Annotated in this window: 17 protein-coding genes and 1 tRNA gene; 13 read left to right on the top strand and 5 right to left on the bottom strand. The window is 65.2% G+C overall.

Annotation, left to right across the window (positions count from 1 at the left end; translation table 11 throughout):
* Positions 1-86: 86 nt before the first annotated feature.
* On the top strand, positions 87-962 hold the full coding sequence (locus ACPTTF_RS28000) for a dienelactone hydrolase family protein (protein WP_423369066.1): 876 nt from the start codon (positions 87-89) through the stop codon (positions 960-962).
* Positions 963-1,005: 43 nt separating this feature from the next.
* Here ACPTTF_RS28000 and ACPTTF_RS27995 read toward each other — a convergent pair whose 3' ends face one another.
* Positions 1,006-1,875, bottom strand: coding sequence for a sulfurtransferase (locus ACPTTF_RS27995; RefSeq protein ID WP_423369065.1), 870 nt, complete (start codon positions 1,873-1,875; stop codon positions 1,006-1,008).
* A gap of 117 nt (positions 1,876-1,992) precedes the next feature.
* Positions 1,993-3,099 (bottom strand): aromatic ring-hydroxylating oxygenase subunit alpha, encoded by a 1,107-nt coding sequence (locus tag ACPTTF_RS27990; RefSeq protein WP_166953965.1) that lies wholly within the window; start codon positions 3,097-3,099, stop codon positions 1,993-1,995.
* A 271-nt stretch (positions 3,100-3,370) separates the two neighbouring features.
* Between ACPTTF_RS27990 and ACPTTF_RS27985 the strand changes: the two genes are divergently transcribed.
* The 4 genes from ACPTTF_RS27985 (at position 3,371) to folE2 (ending at position 7,495) form a co-directional block, all read left to right on the top strand.
* The gene (locus ACPTTF_RS27985; protein ID WP_423369064.1) at positions 3,371-3,664 is read left to right on the top strand and encodes an exodeoxyribonuclease VII small subunit; all 294 of its coding nucleotides are present in this window, start codon (positions 3,371-3,373) and stop codon (positions 3,662-3,664) included.
* On the top strand, positions 3,661-4,545 hold the full coding sequence (locus ACPTTF_RS27980; RefSeq protein WP_042975833.1) for a polyprenyl synthetase family protein: 885 nt from the start codon (positions 3,661-3,663) through the stop codon (positions 4,543-4,545). Before ACPTTF_RS27985 ends, ACPTTF_RS27980 begins: the two co-directional genes overlap by 4 nt.
* Before the next feature lie 81 nt (positions 4,546-4,626).
* The gene (dxs, locus tag ACPTTF_RS27975) at positions 4,627-6,531 is read left to right on the top strand and encodes a 1-deoxy-D-xylulose-5-phosphate synthase (RefSeq protein ID WP_166953963.1); all 1,905 of its coding nucleotides are present in this window, start codon (positions 4,627-4,629) and stop codon (positions 6,529-6,531) included.
* 154 nt (positions 6,532-6,685) lie between these two features.
* On the top strand, positions 6,686-7,495 hold the full coding sequence (gene folE2 / locus ACPTTF_RS27970) for a GTP cyclohydrolase FolE2 (RefSeq protein ID WP_423369063.1): 810 nt from the start codon (positions 6,686-6,688) through the stop codon (positions 7,493-7,495).
* 71 nt (positions 7,496-7,566) lie between these two features.
* Here folE2 and tsaD read toward each other — a convergent pair whose 3' ends face one another.
* Positions 7,567-8,607 carry a tRNA (adenosine(37)-N6)-threonylcarbamoyltransferase complex transferase subunit TsaD gene (tsaD, locus tag ACPTTF_RS27965; protein WP_423369062.1) on the bottom strand — a complete coding sequence of 347 codons (1,041 nt, stop codon included), beginning with the start codon at positions 8,605-8,607 and terminating at the stop codon, positions 7,567-7,569.
* Between the two features lie 130 nt (positions 8,608-8,737).
* Between tsaD and ACPTTF_RS27960 the strand changes: the two genes are divergently transcribed.
* From ACPTTF_RS27960 to ACPTTF_RS27930, 7 genes are all read left to right on the top strand, one after another.
* Complete coding sequence (locus ACPTTF_RS27960) at positions 8,738-9,958, top strand: NAD(P)/FAD-dependent oxidoreductase (protein ID WP_423369061.1); 1,221 nt, start codon at positions 8,738-8,740, stop codon at positions 9,956-9,958.
* 106 nt (positions 9,959-10,064) lie between these two features.
* Positions 10,065-10,277 carry a 30S ribosomal protein S21 gene (rpsU, locus tag ACPTTF_RS27955; RefSeq protein WP_006751743.1) on the top strand — a complete coding sequence of 71 codons (213 nt, stop codon included), beginning with the start codon at positions 10,065-10,067 and terminating at the stop codon, positions 10,275-10,277.
* A 202-nt stretch (positions 10,278-10,479) separates the two neighbouring features.
* The gene (locus ACPTTF_RS27950) at positions 10,480-10,926 is read left to right on the top strand and encodes a GatB/YqeY domain-containing protein (protein WP_166953960.1); all 447 of its coding nucleotides are present in this window, start codon (positions 10,480-10,482) and stop codon (positions 10,924-10,926) included.
* 71 nt (positions 10,927-10,997) lie between these two features.
* Positions 10,998-12,866 carry a DNA primase gene (gene dnaG / locus ACPTTF_RS27945; protein ID WP_423369060.1) on the top strand — a complete coding sequence of 623 codons (1,869 nt, stop codon included), beginning with the start codon at positions 10,998-11,000 and terminating at the stop codon, positions 12,864-12,866.
* An 88-nt stretch (positions 12,867-12,954) separates the two neighbouring features.
* Positions 12,955-15,372: an RNA polymerase sigma factor RpoD gene (gene rpoD, locus ACPTTF_RS27940; protein ID WP_166953958.1), complete on the top strand. Its 2,418-nt coding sequence runs from the start codon at positions 12,955-12,957 to the stop codon at positions 15,370-15,372.
* Positions 15,373-15,501: 129 nt separating this feature from the next.
* Positions 15,502-15,577 (top strand) — tRNA-Ile (locus tag ACPTTF_RS27935).
* Positions 15,578-15,831: 254 nt separating this feature from the next.
* Entirely contained in the window at positions 15,832-17,382 is a 1,551-nt protein-coding gene (locus tag ACPTTF_RS27930) for a phospholipase D family protein (RefSeq protein WP_423369059.1), read from the top strand.
* A gap of 22 nt (positions 17,383-17,404) precedes the next feature.
* Here the strand turns inward: ACPTTF_RS27930 and ACPTTF_RS27925 are convergent, their stop codons facing one another.
* On the bottom strand, positions 17,405-18,871 hold the full coding sequence (locus tag ACPTTF_RS27925; protein WP_423369058.1) for a PLP-dependent aminotransferase family protein: 1,467 nt from the start codon (positions 18,869-18,871) through the stop codon (positions 17,405-17,407).
* 314 nt (positions 18,872-19,185) lie between these two features.
* Between ACPTTF_RS27925 and ACPTTF_RS27920 the strand changes: the two genes are divergently transcribed.
* Positions 19,186-19,836, top strand: coding sequence for a pyridoxamine 5'-phosphate oxidase family protein (locus ACPTTF_RS27920; protein ID WP_423369057.1), 651 nt, complete (start codon positions 19,186-19,188; stop codon positions 19,834-19,836).
* Positions 19,837-19,974: 138 nt separating this feature from the next.
* On the opposite strand, the gene ACPTTF_RS27915 is transcribed toward ACPTTF_RS27920, so the two are convergent.
* On the bottom strand, positions 19,975-21,672 hold the full coding sequence (locus ACPTTF_RS27915; RefSeq protein ID WP_423369895.1) for a DUF3300 domain-containing protein: 1,698 nt from the start codon (positions 21,670-21,672) through the stop codon (positions 19,975-19,977).
* Between the last annotated feature and the right edge of the window lie 218 nt (positions 21,673-21,890).

Below are 21,890 nucleotides of genomic sequence, written 5' to 3'. Positions count from 1 at the left end.
GTGACATCCGCGCCGCGCGCCGGCGCGATGCCCCGTCATGCCGTATCCGCGATCGTGACGGCGGCGCCCAATCGAGGAGTGCATTCATGTTGAAACCCGAAGTCGACAGCCTGGTTCCCCACGTTCCGTTCTCGCGCCGCAAGTTCATGCAGGCCGCGCTGGGCGGTGCCTTCGCGGCGGCGGTGCTGCCCGTGTCGGCGCAAACGGTCACGACCGACAGCGAAGGGCTGGACGTCGACACCGTCGAGATCCGCTCGGGAGACTCGAGCGTGCCTGCGTATCGCGCGCAGCCGAAGGACAAGACGAACCTGCCGGTCGTCATCGTGATTCACGAGATCTTCGGCGTGCACGCGCACATCGCCGATGTCTGTCGCCGCTTCGCGAAGCTCGGTTATCTCGCCATCGCGCCCGACCTGTTTGCACGGCAGGGCAATGCGGCGAAGTATCCGACGATCAAGGATCTGTCCGAGCACATCGTCAGCAAGGTGCCGGACCGGCAGGTTACCGAGGATCTCGATGCGACCGTCGCGTGGGCCGGCAAGAACGGCGGCGATCTGTCGCGTCTCGGCGTGGTCGGGTTCTGCTGGGGCGGCCGTCAGAGCTGGCTGTATGCCGAGCACAACCCGCACGTGCGTGCGGCCGTTGCATGGTACGGGTTCGTCGAAGGCAAGACCGACGAGATGACGCCGTTCAACCCGGTCGATCATGCATCGTTGCTGAAGGTGCCCGTGCTCGGGCTCTACGGCGAGAAGGATGCGAACATCACGCAGGCGTCGCTCGCCGACATGCGCAAGGCGATCCAGGCGAGCGATTCGAAGCTCGCGCGCGAATCGGAGATCGTCGTGTATCCGGATGCCGGTCACGCGTTCTTTGCCGATTACCGGCCGAGCTATGTGAAGGCCGATGCGGAGGAGAGCTGGAAGCGCGCGATCGCGTGGCTCCGCAAGTACGGCGTGATGTAAACGGCAAGCGGCGGCACATGCCGCCGCTTCGTTGAGGTCGAGCTTACGGTGTCGGGCCGGTTGCGATCGGCCGCGACGGATCGGCGCTCCATTCGCTCCACGAGCCCGGGTACAGCGATGCGCCGTGCAGGCCCGCAATCTCCAGTGCAAGCGCGTTGTGGCATGCGGTGACGCCGGAGCCGCATTGCAGGATCACGCGATTCGGTTCGGTGCCCGCCAGCACCGCGGAAAACGCTTCGCGCAGTTCGTGGCCGGTCTTGAAGCGGCCGTCTGCGGCGAGGTTGTCCTTGAAGAAGCGGTTGCGTGCACCGGGGATGTGGCCGCCCACACGATCGATCGTTTCGTTTTCACCGCGGTAGCGGTCGGGTGCGCGCGCATCGATCACGACGCGCGTGGGTGTGCTCACGTTGGCGAGCACGGCTGCCGCGTCGACCGTCGATTCGAGCGGCGCAGCCGCGCGGAAATCGCCGGCGGCCGGTTTCGGCACGTCGGTTGCCACCGGCTGGCCGGCTGCTTCCCAGGCCTGCAGGCCGCCGTCGAGCACGGCGACCGAATCGTGGCCGAGCCAGCGCAGCAGCCACCACAGGCGCGCCGCATAGGCACCGCCTTGCGCGTCGTACGCGACGACCTGCTGGCCCTGCTTGAGGCCGCGGCTCGCGAGCAGCGTGGCGAGTGCGTCGCGGGTCGGCAGTGGATGGCGGCCGTTGGTGCCCGTCTTGCGGCCCGACAGGTCGCGATCGAGATGGAGGTACTGTGCGCCGGGAATATGGCCGGCCGCATACGCGGCTTCTCCGGCGGCGGGATCGACGAGATCGAAGCGGCAGTCGAACAGCGCGACGCTGCCGGGCGCCGCCGCCAGGCGCTCGGCGAGATTGGCGGCGGAAATGAGCGTGGTGTAGTGGGTGTGTGGCATGACGGCTCCCTGAAGTGCGAATGGCCTGACATTCCAAGTCTAAACAAAAAAAGACGGGCCGAAGCCCGTCTTTTCGTCTGCCGGATGCCGTGCAGCGTCAAAGCGCCGCACCGGCTGTCAGATGTCGCCGAGGTGGCGGCGCAGGAACTCGTGGAAGTGCTGCATGCCGTCTTCCATCGGGCTCTGGTACGGGCCGACCTGCGACTCGCCGCGTGCCATCAGCGCACGGCGGCCTGCGTCCATCCGCATGGCGATCTCGTCGTCCTCGACGGCCGTTTCCATATAGGCGGCGCGTTCCGCCTCGACGAATTCGCGTTCGAACAGCGCGATTTCCTCGGGGTAATAGAACTCGACGATGTTGGTCGTCTTCTGCGGGCCGCGCGGGATCAGCCACGACACGACGAGCACGTGCGGATACCACTCGATCATCAGGCCCGGGTAGTAGACCATCCAGATCGCGCCGAACTCCGGCGGCACGCCGTTGCGGAACTTGAGCACCTGCTCGTGCCATTTCTGGTAAGTCGCGCTGCCCGGTTTCGCGAGGGCGTTGTGCACGCCGACCGTCTGCACGCTGTACCAGTCGCCGAACTCCCACTTGAGGTCGTCGCACGACACGAAGCTGCCGAGGCCCGGGTGGAACGGGACGACGTGGTAATCCTCGAGGTAGACCTCGATGAACGTCTTCCAGTTGTAATCGCACTCGTGCACTTCGACGTGATCGAAGTGGTACTCCGAGAAGTCGAAGTGATGCTTCGTGCCGAGATGGGCGAGGTCGCGCGCGACATTGCGGCCTTCGGCCTCGAACAGCAGCCCCTGCCAGTTCTGCAGCGGGCTCTTGCCGAGGTTCAGGCACGGCTTGTCGGGGAAGTGCGGCGCGCCGAGCAGTTCGCCTTCCAGATCGTACGTCCAGCGGTGCAGCGGGCACACGATGTTCTGCGTGTGGCCGCGCCCGTTGAGCATGATCGCCTGCCTGTGACGGCAGACGTTCGACAGCAGTTCGATCTGGTTCGCCTGGTTGCGAACCAGCACGCGGCCTTCCTTCTCGGACGGCAGCGCAAAATAATCCCCCGCCTCGGGCACCATCAACTCGTGCCCGACGTAACGAGGTCCTTTCTTGAAGAGGGTTTCGATCTCGCGCTCGAGTAGCGCCTCATCGAAATATGCAGTGACTGGAAGCTGGCTGTGAGCCGACTTCAACTGAAGCGCATCGCTCAGATTGGACATTCCCACTCCCGGTGTTAGCGTGAAAGCAGTGAACAACCCAACCATCGAAAAATCGATTTAGGGAAACGGGGAATTATACCCGGTTCGCCTCGCAAGGCTAGGATTAAGTGCCTGATTTGTGTCAATTTTTTGTCGAGCGACAATCGGGAGGTGCATACTGCGGGTCAGAGATGGGGCCCGAATATGCGCTCGGGCGTCCAAGTCGGCAGATCGGAGAATTCTCTTTTGCCGTAGAATGTCCGACTTGTTTTGAAATTTGACACCCTCGTCCATGGCGAAAACCGCATCCCCTGGCGCCACGCCGCCCGGTAATGGCACCGAACCGTTGCCGGACAATTACGAGTTGGCGCTCGCGGAACTCGAGACGCTGGTTGCCCGGATGGAAGGCGGCGCGTTGAGCCTCGAGGATTCACTGACGGCATACCGCCGCGGTGCGACCCTCGTTGCGTTTTGCCAACAGCAGCTTGAGAAAGTGGAACAGCAGGTTCGCGTGCTCGACGGCGCGACGCTGAAGCCGCTTTTGTCCGGAACGGCCGCCACGGACGGCGAAGACGACGATCTATGACATTCGAACAATGGATGCGGTCCGTGCTTGACCGCGTCGAGGACGCACTCGGCCACTATCTGCCCGCTGAAACCGCGGTGCCGGTGAAACTCCACGAGGCGATGCGCTATGCGGTCCTCGGCGGCGGCAAACGCGTTCGCCCGCTGCTGTGCCATGCAGCAGGCGAACTGACCGGCGCGACGGAAGCGGCGCGCAATGCGGCGGCAGCAGCACTGGAGATGATCCACGTCTACTCGCTCGTGCACGACGACATGCCGTGCATGGACGACGACGCGCTGCGTCGCGGCAAGCCGACCGTGCACGTGCAGTACGATGAGCCGACGGCACTGCTGGTCGGCGACGCGCTGCAATCGCAGGCGTTCGTGGCGCTGACCGATGCCGCTGCGCTGTCGCCGGTGCAGCAGGCCGCGCTCGTGCGCGAACTGGCGCTGGCGAGCGGCTCGATCGGCATGGCCGGCGGGCAGGCCATCGACCTGGCGAGCGTCGGCCTCAAGCTGACGCGCGAGCAGCTCGAGACGATGCACCGGATGAAGACGGGCGCACTGCTGCGCGCGGCCGTGCGGATGGGCGCGCTGGCCGGCGAGACGCCGTCGGCGGAAACGATGGCTGCACTCGACGTGTACGCGGGGGCGGTGGGTCTGGCCTTCCAGGTCGTCGACGACATTCTCGACGTCACGACCGATTCGGCGACGCTCGGCAAGACGGCCGGCAAGGATGCGGCGAACGACAAGCCGACCTATGTATCGATCCTCGGCCTCGAGGCGTCGCGCGAGCTCGCAGCACAACTGCGCGCCGAAGCCCACGACGCGCTGAAACCGTTCGGCGCACGCGCTCAGCGTCTCGCCGAACTTGCCGACCTGGTAGTGAACCGGGTCAGCTGACGCGAAAGCCCGCCGCCGCGCACATGCTACGGTGCGTGCAACAGAATGCGGGCGCGTTTGATTTCCTACAATGGAACGACGATGTACGACTTGCTGAAAACCATCGACGACCCGGCGGATTTGCGCCGCCTCGATCGTCGCCAACTCCAACCGCTCGCGGATGAACTGCGCGCGTTCGTGCTCGACAGCGTGTCGAAGACGGGCGGCCATTTGTCGTCCAACCTCGGGACGGTCGAGCTGACGATCGCGTTGCACTACGTGTTCAACACGCCGAACGATCGCATCGTCTGGGACGTGGGCCACCAGACCTACCCGCACAAGATCCTGACGGGCCGTCGCGACCAGATGCATTCGCTGCGTCAGCAGGACGGCATCTCGGGTTTCCCGCGCCGTTCGGAGTCGGAATACGACACGTTCGGCACCGCGCACTCGAGCACGTCGATCTCTGCCGCGCTCGGCATGGCGATCGGCAGCCAGCTGAACGGTGACGACCGCTTCTCGATCGCCGTGATCGGCGACGGTGCGATGACGGCCGGCATGGCGTTCGAGGCGATGAACAACGCGGGCGTGTCGGAAGACGCGAAGGTGCTCGTGATCCTGAACGACAACGACATGTCGATCTCGCCGCCGGTCGGCGCGCTGAATCGCCATCTCGCACGCCTGATGTCGGGCCGCTTCTACGCGGCCGCGCGCGCGGGCGTCGAGCGCGTGCTGAGCGTGGCGCCGCCGGTGCTCGAACTCGCGCGCAAGCTCGAGGAACACGCGAAGGGCATGGTCGTGCCGGCCACGCTGTTCGAAGAGTTCGGGTTCAACTACATCGGCCCGATCGACGGTCACGATCTCGATTCGCTGATCCCGACGCTGCAGAACATCCGCGAACTGCGCGGCCCGCAATTCCTGCACGTGGTGACGAAGAAAGGCCAGGGCTACAAGCTCGCCGAAGCCGATCCCGTGCTCTATCACGGCCCCGGCAAGTTCAATCCGGCCGAAGGCATCAAGCCGTCGACCGCACCCGCGAAGAAGACGTACACGCAGGTGTTCGGCGAGTGGCTGTGCGATGAAGCCGAGCGCGACTCGCGCGTCGTCGGCATCACGCCTGCGATGCGAGAAGGCTCGGGCATGGTCGAGTTCGAGAAGCGCTTCAAGGATCGCTACTACGACGTCGGCATCGCCGAGCAGCACGCGGTGACGTTCGCAGGTGGCATGGCAACCGAAGGCCTCAAGCCGGTCGTCGCGATCTACTCGACGTTCCTGCAACGTGCTTACGATCAGCTGATCCACGACGTCGCGCTGCAGAACCTGCCGGTCGTGTTCGCGATCGACCGCGCGGGCCTCGTCGGCGCGGACGGCGCGACGCACGCGGGCGCGTACGATCTCGCGTTCATGCGCTGCATCCCGAACATGACGATCATGGCTGCGTCCGACGAGAACGAGTGCCGCCAGATGCTGCACACGGCGCTGCAGCAGCCGAACCCGACCGCGGTGCGCTATCCGCGCGGCGCGGGCACGGGCGTGGCGACGGTGAAGGAATTCACCGAGATCCCGCTCGGCAAGGGTGAAGTGCGTCGCCAGACGTCGCAGCCGGAAGGCAAGCGCGTCGCGATCCTCGCGTTCGGCACGATGGTCGCACCGTCGCTCGCCGCGGCAGAAGAACTCGATGCGACCGTCGCGAACATGCGCTTCGTGAAGCCGGTCGACGCGGCGCTCGTGCGCGAACTCGCCGAGACGCACGACTACCTCGTCACGGTCGAGGAAGGCTGCGTGATGGGCGGCGCGGGCTCGGCCTGCGTGGAAGCCCTGATGGAGAGTGGGGTTATCCGACCCGTACTACAATTGGGCCTCCCTGACCTGTTCATCGATCACGGCGACCCCGCGAAGCTGCTGTCGCAATGCGGCCTCGACGGCGCGGGTATCGCGAAATCGATTCGCGAACGCTTTCTGAATCCGGCGGCCGATGTCGCCGGTCAGGCGAAGCGCGTCGCATAAGCTGGCACCGCCCGCGGGCGGTGCCGGTGCGACTGGCGCAACCGGTCTTCATTGATGCGGAAAACATGGGCCTGCGGGCCCATGTTGCTTTTCCGGCTGCCGCATGACGCGGCGTGCGCGTCGTCGAACGCGCGGTTTACAAGGATTGAACAAGATGAACCAGATGAATCCCGCCTTCGTGATGCCCGACGTGCAGAGCACGGTGGATACCCGCCAGATTCCGATTCAGCGCGTGGGCGTGAAGGCGGTCCGGTATCCGTTGATGGTGTGTACCGAAAGCGGCGACGTGCAGCCGACCGTCGGTGTCTGGAACCTCGACGTCCGCCTGCCGGCCGACCAGAAGGGCACGCACATGTCGCGCTTCGTCGCGCTGCTCGAAGAGAACCGCGCGCCGCTGACGGTCGAGCGTTTCCGCGCGATGCTCGCGTCGATGCTCGAGAAGCTGGAAGCCGAGGCGGGCCGCATCGAGGTCACGTTCCCGTACTTCGTGAACAAGACGGCACCGGTATCGGGCGTGCAGAGCCTGCTCGACTATGAAGTGACGCTCGCGGGCGAAAGCCGCAACGGCGACACGCGCCTGTTCCTGAAGGTGCTCGTGCCGGTGACGAGCCTGTGCCCGTGCTCGAAGAAGATCTCGCAGTACGGCGCGCACAACCAGCGCTCGCACGTGACGATCGATGCCGAACTCGCGGCTGACCTGCCGGTCGAGGCGCTGATCCGCATCGCGGAGGAAGAGGCGTCGTGCGAGCTGTGGGGCTTGTTGAAGCGTCCGGACGAGAAGTTCGTCACCGAGCGTGCGTACGAGAACCCGAAGTTCGTCGAGGATCTCGTGCGCGACGTCGCGCAGCGCCTCGACGCGGACGAGCGCGTGGTGGCGTACGTGCTCGAAGCCGAGAACTTCGAGTCGATCCACAATCACAGCGCGTATGCACTGATCGAACACGACAAGCGGCAGGCCGCATAACGCTGCGTCGTTTTGTCGCGCGAATGAGAAAGGCCGCTCACTGAGCGGCCTTTTTTCGTGGGTTGCGCGGTTCAGCGTGCGAGCGACGCGAGATCCCAGCGCGGCTTCACCGTGAATGCGTAGTCGGCATTCGCCTGCTCGGGCCAGCGGCCGAGCCGCAGCGCGCCTGCGAGCGCGATCATCGCGCCGTTGTCGGTGCAGAGCGCGAGATCGGGGTAGTGCACGTCGAAGCCGCGCTTGGCCGCGGCGGCCGACAGCGCTTCGCGCAACTGGCGGTTCGCGCCCACGCCGCCCGCGACCACGAGGCGCTTGAGCTTCGTCTTCTTCAGCGCGGCGAGCGACTTTGCGACGAGCACGTCGACGGCCGCGTCGACGAAGCCGCGCGCGAGGTCGGCCTTCGCGCGGTCGAGCGCAGCGCCCTCCAGCTTCGCCGCCTCGAACTTCTTCATCTGCGTGAGCACGGCCGTCTTCAGGCCGCTGAAGCTGAAGTCGAGATCGCCCGAATGCAGCATCGGTCGCGGCAGCACGACCACGCCCGGCGTGCCGGTTTCGGCGAGTTTCGATACTTCCGGGCCGCCCGGGTAGCCGAGGCCGATCAGCTTGGCCGTCTTGTCGAACGCTTCGCCGGCCGCGTCGTCGAGCGTTTCGCCGAGCGTCTCGTACACGCCGACGTCGGTCACGCGCATCAGTTGCGTGTGGCCGCCGGACACTAGCAGTGCGACGAACGGGAACGGCGGCGGCTGGTCGACGAGCAGCGGCGACAGCAGGTGGCCTTCGAGGTGATGGATGCCGACGGTCGGCTTGTTCCATGCGAGCGCGAGCGCATTCGCGATGCTCGCACCGACCAGCAGCGCGCCGGCGAGGCCGGGGCCCTGGGTGAACGCGATCGCGTCGATGTCGTCGCGGCGCGTGCCGCTTTGCGCCATCACTTCCTCGAGCAGCGGCAGCGCGCGTCGGATGTGGTCGCGCGATGCGAGTTCGGGCACGACGCCGCCGTACTCGCGGTGCATCGCGATCTGCGAGTGGAGCGCGTGCGCGAGCAGGCCGCGCTGCGTGTCGTAGAGCGCGAGGCCGGTTTCGTCACAGGAGCTTTCGATGCCGAGAACGAGCATGGGTGCGGGCAGGGCGTGCTGTTTCGAGCGCGCCGCAGGTAGGTCAACGTAACCGGAAAGTATAGCAGGCGAGGGCCCGCCGCCGCTGGCGGCGGCCCGGGCCCGATGCCGGGCAGGTACAATCCGCGCCATGGAAACTTTTGACATCGCCGTGATCGGCGCGGGCGCCGCCGGGATGATGAGCGCCGCGGTTGCCGGGCAGCTCGGCCGCCGCGTCGTGCTGATCGACCACGCGCCGCGGCTCGCCGAGAAGATCCGCATCTCGGGCGGCGGCCGCTGCAACTTCACGAACCTGTACGCCGGCCCCGACAACTATCTGTCGGCGAATCCGCATTTCGCGCGCTCGGCGCTGGCGCGCTATACGCCGCGCGACTTCCTCGGGCTCCTCAAGCGCCATCATGTGACCTGGCACGAAAAGCACAAGGGTCAGCTTTTTTGCGACCACGGCAGCGACGCGGTCATCGACGTGCTGAAGCACGAGTGCGACGCGGGCGGCGTCGCATGGCGCAGGCCCGTCGTCGTCGACGCGGTGCGCCACGCGCCGGCCGACGGTTTCACGCTCGACACGCAGCAGGCCGGGACGATCGGTGCGCGTGCGCTGATCATCGCGACCGGCGGCCTGTCGATCCCGAAAATCGGCGCGACCGACTTCGGCTACCGGCTCGCGAAGCAGTTCGGCCACAAGCTGATCGACACGCGGCCGGCGCTCGTGCCGTTGACGTTCGCCCAGCAGGACTGGGAGCCGTTCGCGGCGTTGTCCGGCGTATCGCTCGAAGTGCGCGTATCGACCGGCGACAAGAAGCGCGGCGGCGAATTCGTCGAGGATCTGCTGCTGACCCATCGCGGCCTGTCCGGGCCCGGGATCCTGCAGATCTCGAGCTACTGGCAGCCTGGCGACCCGATTCGCGTCGACCTGCTGCCGCAGCGCGATACGGTGGCCGACCTGCTCGACGCGAAGCGCACGTCGAAGCGCCAGATCGGTTCGCTGCTCGCCGACTGGGTGCCGTCGCGCCTCGCGCATGCGTGGCTCGACACGCATCGCGTCGCGGCCGACGCGCGGCTCGCGGACCTGCCCGACAAGACGCTGCGCCAGGTCGGCGACGCGCTGTCCGGCTGGACGCTGACGCCGAACGGCACCGAGGGCTACAAGAAGGCCGAAGTGACGAAGGGCGGGGTCGATACGCGCGACCTGTCGTCGGCGACGATGATGAGCGCGCGCGTGCCGGGCCTGTTTTTCGTTGGCGAGGCGGTGGACGTGACGGGCTGGCTCGGCGGCTACAACTTCCAGTGGGCATGGGCGTCCGGAACGGCGGCCGGGCAAGCCGCTGCCGAGTATTCGCGCAGCGCCTGACATGCCGGGCCGACGCCGTTTTGGCGGGACCAGGCCCCGTGCCTTTAGGCAATCGCTCTGCTATACTCGGTAGTCTTTCCCTGCAAACCTTTATTCGTGTCGGATCATGACGATCATTCGCGTTAAAGAGAACGAGCCGTTCGAAGTTGCAATGCGTCGCTTCAAGCGCACGATCGAGAAGAATGGTCTGCTGACCGAACTTCGCGCGCGCGAGTTTTTCGAGAAGCCGACCGCGGAGCGCAAGCGCAAGAAGGCCGCTGCAGTGAAGCGTCATTACAAGCGGATTCGCAGCCAGACGCTGCCGAAGAAGCTGTACTGAACGATTGGGCGCCGCGCGGTTCGCTGAGCGGCGCACCGGCGACTCCGTGCGATCGCGGAAGATCGAGCGTGATCGTGCGACCGATCAGGCGAGCCGCCGATGCCGGATTCGAGCAACCCGCTTGAGACATTGTCCCAAGCGGGTTTTTGTGTTGACGCCCTTTGGGTGGGCGTCGGATTCACGTTTCCTTCCCGGGTGAAAGATGAGTTTGAAAGAGCAGATCAGCGAAGACATGAAGGCCGCGATGCGCGCGAAGGAAAGCGAGCGCCTGGCAACGATTCGCCTGCTGATGGCCGCAATCAAGCAGCGCGAAGTCGACGATCGGATCACCCTCGACGACGCGGGCATCACGGCCGTGATCGACAAGATGATCAAGCAGCGCAAGGATTCGATCAGTCAGTTCCAGGCAGCCGGCCGTGACGACCTCGTCGCGAAGGAGCAGGCCGAACTGGTCGTGCTGGGCGGCTACATGCCCGAGCAGCTGTCGGAGGCCGAGGTGGCCGCAGAAGTCCAGGCTGCGGTCGCGCAGACGGGTGCCGCCGGCCCGCAAGACATGGGCAAGGTGATGGGCGTCCTGAAGGGCAAGCTCGCCGGCCGTGCCGACATGACGGCCATTTCGGCGCTGGTCAAGGCCGCGCTCTCGAAGTAACACCCGTTTCCCCGGTGCGCGCAGTGCGTGCGCCGGGGTGTCGTATTGTCTTTTTTTCGCTCGATCCCACGGTGATTCCGCATTCGTTCCTGCAGGACTTGCTGAACCGCGTCGATATCGTCGACGTGGTGGGCCGGTACGTGCAGCTCAAGAAGGGCGGCGCCAACTTCATGGGGCTGTGCCCGTTCCATAACGAGAAAAGCCCGTCGTTTACGGTCAGTCCGACCAAGCAGTTCTATCACTGCTTCGGTTGCGGCGCGCACGGCACGGCGATCGGCTTTCTGATGGAACACGCGGGGCTCACGTTCCCGGAGGCCGTGCAGGAGCTTGCGCAGTCCGTCGGTCTGACCGTGCCGCACGAGCCGTCGATGCGTGGCGGTGGAGGCGGTGGCGGCGACTATCCGGCGTCGGTGTCGAAATCGGTTGCGACCGCGCTGTCCGATGCGATGACCGCCGCGTGCGACTACTACCGCAAGCAGTTGCGCGGCGCGACCGTCGCGATCCAGTACCTGAAGAACCGGGGCCTGACCGGCGAGATCGCCGCACGCTTCGGGCTTGGCTATGCGCCGGACGGTTGGCAGAACCTCGAAGCCGCGTTCCCGGACTATCGCGACGAGTCGCTCGTCGAGTCGGGGCTCGTGATCGTCAGTGAGAAGACCGATGCGCAGGGCGTCGCACGCCGCTACGACCGGTTCCGCGAGCGGATCATGTTCCCGATCCGAAACGTGAAGGGGCAGGTGATCGGCTTCGGTGGTCGCGTGCTCGGCAGCGGCGAACCGAAGTACCTGAACTCGCCCGAAACGCCGCTGTTCAACAAGGGTAGCGAGCTGTACGGGCTGTTCGAGGCGCGGCTTGCGATTCGCGAGCGCAAGTACGTGCTGGTCGTCGAAGGCTACATGGACGTCGTCGCACTCGCGCAGCTCGGGTTCCCGAACGCGGTCGCGACGCTCGGCACCGCGTGCACGCCGATTCACGTGCAGAAACTGCTGCGCCAGACCGATACGGTCATTTTCAGTTTCGACGGCGATTCGGCCGGGCGGCGGGCGGCCCGGCGCGCGCTCGAGGCATGCCTGCCGCATGCCGGCGACAACCGCACGATCCGGTTCCTTTTTCTGCCGACCGAGCACGATCCGGACAGCTACGTGCGGGAATTTGGCGCGGATGCGTTCTCCGAACAGGTCGAGCGCGCGATGCCGCTGTCACAATTTCTGCTGAACGAAGCAATTGCCGGCAAGGCGCTCGATCAGCCGGAAGGCCGCGCGAAGGCGTTGTTCGATGCGAAGCCGATGTTGCAGGCACTGCCCGCGAACGCGTTGCGTGCGCAGATCATGCACATGTTCGCCGACCGCCTCGATATCCCGTTCGAAGAGGTCGCGGGGCTGTCCGACGTCGATACGCGGATCGCGGCTCCGCCGCGCCAGGCGCCCCCGCGCAGCGAGCGGCGCCGTGTGACGGACAGCGAAAAGCGTGCGCTGCGCACGCTGGTGATGCATCCGCGCATCGCGTCGCAGCTCGACGATGAGCAGCTTGCGACCCTGCGCGCGTTGCCGCGCATCGGCGAGTTGTTCGCGGAAGTCGTCGATCATGCGCGCGCGCTGGGCGACGGCGCGGAGTTCCGGCTGCTGTCGGATGTCCTGCGGACGTCCTCGAACGGGGCGACTTACGAGGAAATCTTCCGCGAAATTCTGGACTATGATGAAAACGTCCGCGATTTGCTGTTACAGAATCCGGAAGACGAGACGGTGCCCGAGCGGCAGCGTGAACAGGAGCGGATCGCGGGGGAGGAACTGCAGGCGGCGGTGCTCAAGATGCGTTACGACGCCTGCTGCGACCGGCTTGACAGGCTGGCGCGGCAATCCACCTTCACACCCGAGGAATTGGCCGAATTGACGGAATTGAACCAGCAGCGAACCGACATGAAGCGTCGGCTCGGGCTGTAGGCGGCCGGGGAGCTTAGAGAGGGTTCCCCAGCGTGCTATAATATAAGGTTTCCAGCGGTTTGTTTTCTAAGCAGAGGCGAGAATCGCGATGGCAAAGACGACAGGCGGAAAGAAAGCAGCAGGCAAGGGCTCGACGGAGCCGACCAAGAAGGTCACAGCGGCCAAGTCTGCTTCTTCCACCAGGACAACGTCTTCAGCCACGTCAGCCCCTGCAGGAAAGAAAACCGCGGCCGGCACTGCTCAGGCTGCGCCGGCGCCGGCAGCCAGAACACGGGCTGCCGCCAGACCCGACTCCGGGCCGGCCAAGCCGGCGGCGAAGCGGGCAAGTGCGAAAAGCGCAAGGGACACGACTGCCGCCGCGGACGAAACGGCAGTACGTACTACTCATGCACCCACGGTTCAACCGGCTGTCGTCCAGCAGCCGCGAGTCGATATAGCCGGTACGGCGAACTCCATGACCAAAAAGCTGAACGAAGTATCCGTCGTTGACGACGCAAATCAGAGCGACGAGCAGCCCGCAGCCGCGGCTGCACCGGGCAAATCCAAGGTGCGCGATCGGCGCGCCAAGGAAAAGGCGCTGCTGAAGGAAGCGTTCGCGACGAGCACGCCCGGCACGGCCGAGGAGCTCGAAGAGCGCCGCGTGAAGCTGCGCGCGCTGATCAAGCTCGGCAAGGAGCGCGGCTTCCTCACGTACGCCGAAATCAACGACCACCTGCCGGACAACTTCACCGAGACCGAAGCCCTCGAAGGCATCATCGGCACGTTCAACGACATGGGCGTGGCGGTCTACGAGCAGGCGCCGGACGCGGAAACGCTGCTCCTGAACGACAACGCGCCCGCCGCGTCGTCGGACGATGAAGTCGAAGAGGAAGCGGAAGTCGCGCTGTCCACCGTCGATTCGGAATTCGGCCGCACGACCGATCCGGTCCGGATGTACATGCGCGAAATGGGCACGGTCGAACTGCTCACGCGCGAAGGCGAAATCGAGATCGCGAAGCGGATCGAGGACGGCCTGCGCCACATGGTGATGGCCATCTCCGCGTGCCCGACGACGATCGCCGACATCCTCGCGATGGCCGAACGCGTCGCGAACGAAGAGATCCGCGTCGACGAACTCGTCGACGGCCTGCTCGATCCGAATGCTTCGGACTCCGCCGATACCGACGGCTTCTCCGCGAAGGAAGCGGAAGCCATCGAGAACGAGGACGAGGAAGCCGAAGAGGAAGAGGAAGAAGAGGAAGAGGAGGAAGATGACGGTGCCGCACAGGCATCGGCCAACGCCGCCCAGCTCGAAGCCCTCAAGCGTGCCTCGCTCGACAAGTTCTCGCAGATCAGCGAGTGGTTCGACAAGATGCGCCGCGCGTTCGAAAAGGAAGGCTACAAGTCGAAGGCCTACCTGAAGGCGCAGGAAACGATCCAGACCGAACTGATGACGATCCGCTTCACCGCGCGTACCGTCGAACGCCTGTGCGACACGCTGCGTGCGCAGGTGGACGAAGTGCGTCAGGTCGAACGTCAGATCCTGCACATCGTCGTCGACAAGTGCGGCATGCCGCGCTCGGAATTCATCGCGCGCTTCCCGGGCAGTGAAACCGATCTCGACTGGTCCGAGAAGATCATGGCCGAAGGCCATACGTACGGCGCGGTGCTGTCGCGTAACGTTCCGGCGATCCGCGAACAGCAGCAGCGCCTGCTCGACCTGCAGGCGCGCGTCGTGCTGCCGCTGAAGGACCTGAAGGAAACCAACCGCCAGATGGCGGCCGGTGAACTGAAGGCGCGCCAGGCGAAGCGCGAAATGACCGAGGCCAACCTGCGTCTCGTGATCTCGATCGCGAAGAAGTACACGAACCGCGGCCTGCAGTTCCTCGACCTGATCCAGGAAGGCAACATCGGCCTGATGAAGGCGGTGGACAAGTTCGAATACCGTCGCGGCTACAAGTTCTCGACCTATGCGACGTGGTGGATCCGCCAGGCCATCACGCGCTCGATCGCGGACCAGGCGCGCACGATCCGTATTCCGGTTCACATGATCGAGACGATCAACAAGATGAACCGCATCTCGCGGCAGATCCTGCAGGAAACCGGTCTCGAGCCGGATCCGGCAACGCTCGCCGAGAAGATGGAGATGCCGGAAGACAAGATCCGCAAGATCATGAAGATCGCGAAGGAGCCGATCTCGATGGAAACGCCGATCGGTGACGACGACGATTCCCATCTCGGCGACTTCATCGAGGACACCAACACGGTCGCGCCGGCGGATGCCGCGCTGCATGCGAGCATGCGCGACGTCGTGAAGGACGTGCTCGATTCGCTGACGCCGCGCGAGGCGAAGGTGCTGCGGATGCGTTTCGGTATCGAGATGAGCACCGATCACACGCTCGAGGAAGTCGGCAAGCAGTTCGACGTCACGCGCGAGCGGATCCGTCAGATCGAGGCCAAGGCGCTGCGCAAGCTGCGTCACCCGAGCCGTTCCGACAAGCTGAAGTCGTTCCTCGAAGGGAACTGATTTCCAGCGTCTCTCCTGCGAACGCCACCGGCATCCGCGTGATGCCGGTGGCGTTTGTCTCCTTTGTTGTTACAATGCCGGCCCGGCTTCTTTGTCGGGGCAGCGTGTGACACGCTTCGATTCTCATCAGGGCTTGTAGCTCAGCGGTTAGAGCAGTCGACTCATAATCGATTGGTCGCGGGTTCGAACCCCGCCGGGCCCACCAGATTTCATGCGCGCGCTCGCGCAGCATGCCGAAAACCCGCGATGGCTTCATGCGTCGCGGGTTTTTCTTTGTGTGGACGCGCGTCACGATCAGGAAAGTACCGAGAGGGTGCCGCTCCGTTGTCAATCGAAGTATCCTGTAGCGCGGCCGTGCCACACGCAATACTGGGTATGGCCGAAGGAAAGCCAGGCAGCCCCGCGATCCATCCGGCGGCGAGAATAAACAGACTTCGGCCGGGAGTGGGGGCGGTCATCATGACCATGCTGCGTTCGTGGGGTGCGATTCTTTCGTTGCTGGCGCTCGTTGCATGCGCGAGCCTGCCGCCACAGGCCGACCGCGCGCCGACGCACGCGTACACCGATACGGACAACACGCGGCTGGGCGTCGCATTTCAGCAGCAGGCCATCACGCACCCCGGGCAGGACGCGTTTCATCTGCTGACCGATCCCGTTGATGCACTGGATGCGCGCGTGTTGCTCGCCGATCGCGCGGACCGCTCGCTCGACCTTCAGTACTACATCTGGCACGACGACCTGACCGGGCACGAACTGGCCGACGCGATCATTCGCGCGGCCGATCGCGGCGTGCGCGTCCGTGCGCTGCTCGACGACCTCGGCACGAACGCGGACGACCGCAAGCTGCTCGAGATCAGTTCGCATCCGAACATCGAGATCCGGCTGTTCAATCCGGTGGCGACGCGCCGGTTCAAGAAGATCGGTACGGTGTTCGAGTTCGCGCGCGTCAACCGGCGCATGCACAACAAGGCGATGATCGCGGACAACCAGGCGGCGATCGTCGGCGGCCGCAATATCGGCGACGAGTATTTCGGCGCATCGTCGATGCTGGAGTTCGGCGATCTCGATGTCGTCGTTCACGGCCCGGTCGTGAAGGACATCTCGACCGAATTCGACACGTTCTGGAATTCCCCGTACGCGTATCCGATCAGTGCGCTGGTCGGGCACGATGCGGCGCCGGGCGGGCTGGACCGTGAGCGCGAACGGTTGCGCGACTACCTGAGGGCCATGGAGGACAATCCGTACGTGCTCGAGGCCAGGCAGCGGCTCGACCGGATCGTTCACGGGCAGGGCACGGAATTGTCGTGGGGGCGCGCGACGGTGCTGTACGACGATCCGGCGAAGATCGCGCACGCACCGAAGGACAGCGACGGGCATCTGATGCCAAAGTTGCGGGCGCTCGCGTTGCAGCCCGAACATGACCTGCTGATCGTGTCGCCGTATTTCGTGCCGGGCAAGGATGTCGTCGAACGGCTGCGCGCGCTCACGGCGCGCGGCGTGCGCGTCACGGTGCTGACCAATTCGCTCGCGTCGACCGACGTGGCGGCCGTGCATGCGGGCTACCGGCACTACCGGAGCGATCTCGTGGCCGCCGGCGTGCGGCTGTACGAACGGCGGCCGTCGGGCGACAAGAGCATTTCAAAGCAGGTCATCATCGGGTCGTCGCGTGCGTCGCTGCATGCGAAGACCTACGTGTTCGATCACAAGAGCATTTTCATCGGGTCGATGAATCTCGATCCACGCTCGCTGAACCTCAATACGGAGATCGGCGTTTATTGCGAGAGTCCGGCGATTGCGTCGCAGGTGGCAAACGATCTGGAAGCGCGGCTCGATCGAATCGCGTGGCGCGTCGAGCCGAGGACCGATCCGGCCGGCCAAGGGCAGCTCAAGTGGATACAGACCGATGCGAACGGGGAGGTCACCGAGCTCGATCACGAGCCGGAGGTGTCGGCCGGGCGGCGGATGGAAGTCTGGTTTCTCGGGCTGTTTCCGCTTGAATCGCAACTGTGAGCGACGATGCCGCGTGCGACGCTCAGCAACGCGTGCGGCCCTGCGCATCGATGACGGCCGCGAGCTGCATCGTCGCGGCCTCGATCGTTGCGTCGTTCAGCCCGGAGTATCCGAGCACGAAGCCGTTGTACGGCCGGCCGTCGCCGACCCGGTAGCTGCTCAGCGGCTGAAGTAGCAGGCCATGCGCGGCTGCGGCGCGGGCGACGTCGGTATCGTGCAGCGGCATCGCGAGATCCGCCGACAGATGCATGCCGCCCGGGCTTTCCCGAACGCTCAGCGCGGTGCCGAGGTGGCGGGCGAGCGCCGCTTCGAGGCTGCTCCGTCGCTCGGCGTACAGCGTCCTCATCCTGCGCAGGTGCCGCGCAAAGAGGCCGGTGTCGATGAATTCGGCCATCGCCAGCTGATCGGCCGGATGGCCGCGATGGACGAGTTCGCGCAGCGTTCTGGTGAAGCGGTCGACCAGAACCGGCGGAACCACCATGAAGCCGAGCCGAAGGGCGGGAAACATCGTCTTGCTGAAGGTGCCGAGATAGCAGACCGGTGCGTCGGCATGCAAGCCCTGGATCGCGGGCAGCGGCTGGCCGCCGTGGCGGAACTCGCTGTCGTAGTCGTCCTCGATGATCCACGCGCCGCACGCACGTGCGTGCTCGACGAGTGCCGCTCGCCGCCGGGGGCTCATCAGCGCGCCGAGCGGGTATTGATGCGACGGCGTCGTATAGATCAGCCGGGGTGGCTGAGTGCGCCACTGCTCGTCGGTTGGCGCCATCCCTTCGTGGTCGACCTCGATCGGCACGATCTCCAGGCCGGTCGAGCGGAATGCGGTACGGGCGCCGTTGTAGCAGGGGTTCTCGAGCCAGCCGAAATCGCCGGGATTCGCCAGCATGCGCGCGCACAGTTCGAGGCTGCTTTGCGTGCCGTCGGTGATGAATACCTGGCCTGTTTCGCAGCGCACGCCTCGCGAGACCCGGATGTAGGCGGCCACGGCACGCCGCAATTCGGGTAGCCCTTCGACCGGGCCGTATGCGAGCTGCGCGGGCTTGATGATTTTCCATGCGTGCTCGATGCAACGGCGCCACTGGGCAACGGGGAATTCATCGAGCGACGGAAGACCGGGAACGAACGGCAGCATGCGTTCGGGTTCGGGGTCGGCGTTCTCCAGCCCGTGCACGCGCTCGGACAATTGAACCGTGGCCGGGCCGGTTTCGCGCCCGGCGCTCGAACGGCCGCATCCGTCCCATCGCGTGATCGTACCGTTGCGCGTGGCCGCCACGAAGCCTTCCTCGGCCAGGCGCTCGTACGCATAGACCGCGGAATTGCGCGCGATGCCCAATTCCGCGGCGAGCACGCGCGTCGACACGAGCCGCGTGCCGGACGGGATGTGTCCGTCCAGCAGCATGTTGCGCAGGCTCCGGTAGAGGGCTTCCTGCTGGCTGTGGCGTGTCGTGCCGTCCTGTCTGGAAAGCGACGAGATGAGCAGCGCGAGATCCATGGGCTGGTTCCAGAATTTTTCGTTGGGCTGGTTCTTTTGAAGATTCGTCGCGCATCGTATCGTTCACGTTCTCGCGGTGCCGGCCGGGGCGAGGGGCTTTCCGGCGAACGTCACGGATTGCGGCACGCGCGTATTTTGCTCGATTTGGAGAGCGACTGTCGATGGGCCGATTGACCGGTCGTTCAGACGTGGAAGCTGTACGCGTTCAATTCTATTAACTTCGCAGTACAAAGATATTATGGGCGGATTCCTGCGTCGTGCCGGAACGCGGGCCGCTCGATGCGCGCAACGGTGCGCGAACAGGAAATCGAAACATGAAAGACCAGACCGTCATCTCTTCCACACCCCGCACCACCATTCGCCGCCTGCCGGAATTGGTGAATCGCGATCGCACGATGCTTCATCGCATCGTGGACGAAGCCTACGTCTGCCACATCGCGTTCGGTGCAGGCGAGGACACGCACTGTATCCCGACCGCGCACTGGAGACGGGGCGATGACCTCTATATTCACGGGTCCAACGGCAGCCGGATGATCAAGGCGCTGTCGGCGGGCGCACCGGCCTCCGTCGCGATTACGTTGCTGGACGGGCTCGTGTTGGCCAGGTCGGCCTTCAATCATTCGATGAATTATCGATCTGCGGTGATCTACGGCCGGTTCGATATGGTGGAGGGCAGTGACGACAAGCTGGCGGCGCTGGATGCATTGATGGACAAGATCGCACCCGGTCGCAGGCATGATGCGCGGCCTGGCAACGAGAAGGAAATCAATGCGACCAGCGTGCTGCGGATTGCCCTTGCGGAAGCGGCAGTGAAAGTCAGCGATTCACTGCCGTCCGACAAGGATGAAGATCTCGCGCTCGCTGTCTGGACGGGGATCCTGCCGCTGAAGACGACGCGCGGCGCACCGGTTCATGCCGACGCCAACATGCCGGTGCCGGACTACGTGCGGAACTGGGCCGAGTGAATTGCGCGGCAAGGCCGCGCGGTTTCGTGAAAAACGGCGGCGTACGGCGTGTCGGGTCGTGCCGGCTTCGCATGGCGGCGCGGTGCGTGTTTCGCCGGCCGGCAGCGCGGATGCCGCGCTGTCGTGACGGGATGCGTTTCACTCGGTGCGATGCTCATGCGTTTCGTGCGGCGGATGCGGCTCTGCAGGATGCGGTGCGGGCGCGTGCTCGGGGGCCGGTTGCCGCGGCTGCGGTGCCGTGTGTTCCTGCGGTTGCGCTTCGCTGCGCGGCGACGTCTCCTTGCGCGGTTGCTGCTGAGCCTCGTTGCGTTGCTGCATTTCTTCGTGCTGCTGTTGCTGCGCTGCATTGCGTCGCTGCATTTCCTCGCGCTGTTGTTGCTCTGCTGCGTTGTGTTGCTGCATTTCCTCGCGTTGCTGCTGCTGTGCCGCGTTGTGTTGTTGCATCGCCTCGCGTTGCTGCAGTGCCTCGTTACGCTGCTGTTGCTGCGCTTGCTGTTGTTGGGCGACTGCACGGGTTTCCTGCGCGGCGCGCTCCTGCTGCAGCGCCTGCTGCCGCTCGTCGCGCATCGCGCCGGGCGCATGTTGCGCCGGTATTTCGGCATGTGGTTCGTTCGCGCGGTTCTGCGCGAACGCATCGGGCGACGGCCGCGCGCCGGGGCGCGCGTCGTTCGCGCCGAAGTGCGGCATCGTCATCGGCGCGGCTCCCGGGTGCTGCTCCATGACCTGCCCGCGCATCGGCTGCGCGCCCGGCTGCATCGTGTTGCGTTCGATCGTCGTGTTCGTCGTGTTGTTGGTGACGTTGCCGCCGTAGTTGTTCGTGATGCGCGTGTTGCGGATGTTGGTGATGTTGTTGATCACGGTGGTCGACTTCGACACGTACGTGGTGTGGTTGTACACCACGGCCGGACGCTGCCAGCCGTCGTGCCAGCCGGGGCCTTCCGGACGCGGCGCGCCCCAGTTCATGCCCCAGGCATGCCAGCCCCAGTCGTGGTGCCCGAAGATCGCGGCGCCGACGGCAATGCCGACGCCGAACGTGATCACGCCGGCGGCAACGACTTCGCCCGTGCTGTATGAAGGCGGCCGATACACGTAGCCGGGGTAGGACGAAACCGGTTCGCCGTAGACGACCGTCGGGTTGTAAGACGGGACGTAGACGACGTCGGGCTGGGCGGATTCGATCTCGATGGCCTGTGCGGGCGGCGGCACGATCGCCGGCCCGGCGTAGCCCACGGGCGCATCGGTGGCCGGTGTATAGCCGGTCGGTGCGGCCTGCGCGGCTTGCGTGACCCGCATCTGGCCGCCCGATCGGAGGTGGCCGGACGTCTGCGCGCGCTGGCGCATCACCTGGATCGCGTTCATCACGTCGGTCGGATCGTTGTAGTACGCCTGGCCGAGCGACGTGGTCCAGGCCGGGTTCGACGCCATCTGCGACAGCACGGCGGGGAACGCGGTCAATGCCTTGACGGACGGATCCCAAGGCTGCGTATCGGTGGCAGTTGAGAGTGCCTGGCCCGTCAACGACGGATTCTGCGCCACCCAGTTATTGGCGGCCGTGGCCTGGTCCGGGTACGTTGCGCCCGCAAGCACCAGCGCGACGAGCTTGTCGGGGAAGAGTGCGATCGGCGCGACCATCTGATAGAGCTGGTCGGCAGTCGGCGGCGTGTAGGCGACGGGCGTCGAGGCGGGCTGTGCCGCCGCGGCCGCGCTTGCGTCGCTGGCCGGAGCGGCCGTGCTGCTGTCGCCGTTCTTGTTGCAGGCCGAGAGGCCGAGCAGCGACACGATGAGGGACGACGCGATCAGCGTTCTGACAGGGCGGTATGCACGTGTGTTGTTCATGTTGTTCGTTCGGTGTTGTGTCGGCGTTGGCAGGCACGCGGGCCGCGCGATCGGCTTGAGCACTGTGCCGCGACCGTCTGCGCCTGCTCCGGGGGCATCGGCCGGAGCGGGCGGCAAGGTCGTGTTCGCATGGTGGTTGTCCCGCGACGAATCGGTATATCCAGTTAAACGCACGACACGCGCGGAGGTTGTCCAGGTGTTGTGTAACAGTATGTGTA

Source organism: Burkholderia crassaminum, from assembly GCF_964265005.1.
In the GTDB taxonomy this organism is placed as follows: Bacteria; Pseudomonadota; Gammaproteobacteria; order Burkholderiales; family Burkholderiaceae; genus Burkholderia.
The sequence above is the reverse complement of the archived record's forward strand: the minus strand, read 5'-3'. Positions and strand labels throughout refer to the sequence as shown.